Source organism: Segatella sinensis (genome assembly GCF_040095255.1).
Classification (GTDB): domain Bacteria; phylum Bacteroidota; class Bacteroidia; order Bacteroidales; family Bacteroidaceae; genus Prevotella; species Prevotella sinensis.
The window spans coordinates 1-2,219 of sequence record NZ_JBBNGE010000113.1 but is presented as its reverse complement, the minus strand read 5'-3'; the positions used below and the strand labels follow the sequence as shown (position 1 = coordinate 2,219).

Here is a 2,219-nt window from a genome sequence, read left to right as displayed (position 1 = left end):
CTTCTGAATTGTATTTAAAACATCTTCTATTGCAGTTGTTCCATTGTCGGTTGATGGTTGGAATGAAACCGATAGCTGAATGGCCATTGTTTATGTTCACGATGCAAAGATAACACTTTTGGTTTAATTAGTCGAGCCTTTTTGATTAGAATTGCTCCATTGTGCATAGACTCTATACATTCCCACATGGGCCAGGTGAATTTCTGATAGACAGAATCTAAGGAATGTATTTCGACGAGGTTGAGTCCGATAACATTTTTTTTGAGGTCTGTATTGCGGTATTGCTTCTTTACGACAGCATAGGCGCGTCCCAGATCCTCAAAAATGTAGGGCGCAACGTCGGCGAAATGTTCCGATTCAAAACCATCCATAGTGATAATATAACACTCGGGAACCACATCATTATATGTGAACCCCCACCAGTATGCCACTATCTTCGAACAGATAAATAGGTGATGCGGCTTTATTCTTAAAAAATAATAATTTTGTTGGTAAAAATTTGCAAATGCGAAATATTATCATTAACTTTGTAGCATCAAAATACGAGAAGAATGGAAAGTACGGAGATTATAAAGAACGCAGGCCTAAAAATCACTCCGCAACGTAAAGTGGTTTATGAGGTTATGATGGAATTGCGTCATGCTGCCATTGATGAAATAATCAAGTGTGTGCAATCCAAAGATAATGAGATAACCATCTCAACCATCTATCGCATTCTTGATTCGTTTTGCAAGGCTAATCTGTTATCATTTGTGTTCCATCACGAAGTGGGGAAAAGCTATTATGACATTACCGTGACAGAGCATCACCACATATTCGAGGGAGAGAGCATCTTGGATTATATGGATGAAGGGCTTACGGAATTGATACGACAGTATTTGAAAGAAAAGAATTTTGCATCGGTTGACATTAGCCGAATACAGGTGCAGATAACGATAAATAACCTAAAGTTAAACTCTAAAAAGTAAAAAGTATGAGAAGTATCACGACTTTCGATTTGCAGTATGCACATCGCTTCTATGGCTTCCAAGGCGAAGCCCAGTATCTTCACGGTCACACTGGCACACTGACCATTGAGGTGGAAGATACGGTTGAAGAAGGTGTGAACATGGTGTACCCTTGTAATGAAATCCAAAAGGTGGCATGGAGCCTGTTGAAGAATTTTGACCATGCCTTGGTGCTCCGCGAAGATGACCCTTTGCTTCCTGCCATTCTTGATGTGTATGAAAAGCAAGGCATCAAAAACGGCCATCCGCAAAACAAAATGAAAGGAGAGGCCTTCAAGACCGAATTGGCAACGGCTTACCCTGATGCCCGTCTGGTTGTTACCAAAGAAACCATGACAGTGGAAGGTATGATTAAGATTGTATATGACTTGTTGAAAGACAAACTGAACATCGCTAAAATCACTTTCACAAGCGGTGTGAATGCCGCTTCTGCCGAGTTTACCACAAAGAATAACATCGACCGCTGTCCTCTTTGCGGTGTCGCCCTCAATGCGGATGGAGTATGCCCAAAATGTGGTTATCGTAAAAAATAATCCACGTAAAGCTGCATATAAAATAATGTGATGATGAAAATACGGGTGGAAAAGATTTCAGACTTTTCCACCCGTATTGTACAAGTTAGAAAAATAATTTGAAATTCGGCTAATGGCTTCAACCTTTGTTTCCATAACCACATCGGCATACACCTGTGTTGTGTGACGGCTCGTATGGAAACTGACATTTTTCGTAATCCCTGCATCCGCAGCCATTTTTTTAAGACACCTGTTACATACTCCCAATATAGTCAGTTCAAACACCTTTTGGCTCGGCTTGCATCCGTTTCGCTCAGGTAACCAATGCAAAGCCGATTGGTTTAGAGGGATTATTACCTGTCAGCCTACTATCAGTACTTTTGCGGTCTTGAGGCTTTCAGCATATCCGCACCTTGCGCCTCATCCGAGCTTGTACATTTCCGTCACCGTATCGGAGAGGAGGGCGTGGAGCTTATCCTCAAGGAAAGCATCCGCATCAATCTTGCCATGGAGGACAGGAAGAAGGAGGAGATGACAGGAATAAGGGAAAGACGGTCGTGGACGCAAGAGCGACCATCGTCTGGGACGGAACTTCTACAAGGGTCTTTTCGGAGACTCTATAAATCCTTAATTCCGCAACACTATAATTTAACTTTATTTATAAGTTCCTGAGCAACAAAAAGTTGCTCAGGATTTTGCC

2 protein-coding genes and 1 pseudogene are annotated in these 2,219 nt (G+C 41.7%); all 3 read left to right on the top strand.

The window, feature by feature from the left end; all coding sequences use genetic code 11:
• Positions 1–551 precede the first annotated feature (551 nt).
• Positions 552–968 (top strand): Fur family transcriptional regulator, encoded by a 417-nt coding sequence (locus AAAT87_RS15260; RefSeq protein ID WP_349226908.1) that lies wholly within the window; start codon positions 552–554, stop codon positions 966–968.
• A gap of 5 nt (positions 969–973) precedes the next feature.
• Positions 974–1,540, top strand: coding sequence for a 6-carboxytetrahydropterin synthase (locus tag AAAT87_RS15255; RefSeq protein WP_094380541.1), 567 nt, complete (start codon positions 974–976; stop codon positions 1,538–1,540).
• Between the two features lie 339 nt (positions 1,541–1,879).
• Positions 1,880–2,035: pseudogene (locus AAAT87_RS15250) on the top strand (IS5/IS1182 family transposase); the annotation flags it as partial.
• Positions 2,036–2,219 lie beyond the last annotated feature (184 nt).

Bases quoted from the DNA above. Each gene is read 5' to 3' on its own strand.
- AAAT87_RS15255 (WP_094380541.1), top strand. From the start codon at position 974: ATGAGAAGTATCACGACTTTCGATTTGCAGTATGCACATCGCTTCTAT.
- AAAT87_RS15260 (WP_349226908.1), top strand. From the start codon at position 552: ATGGAAAGTACGGAGATTATAAAGAACGCAGGCCTAAAAATCACTCCG.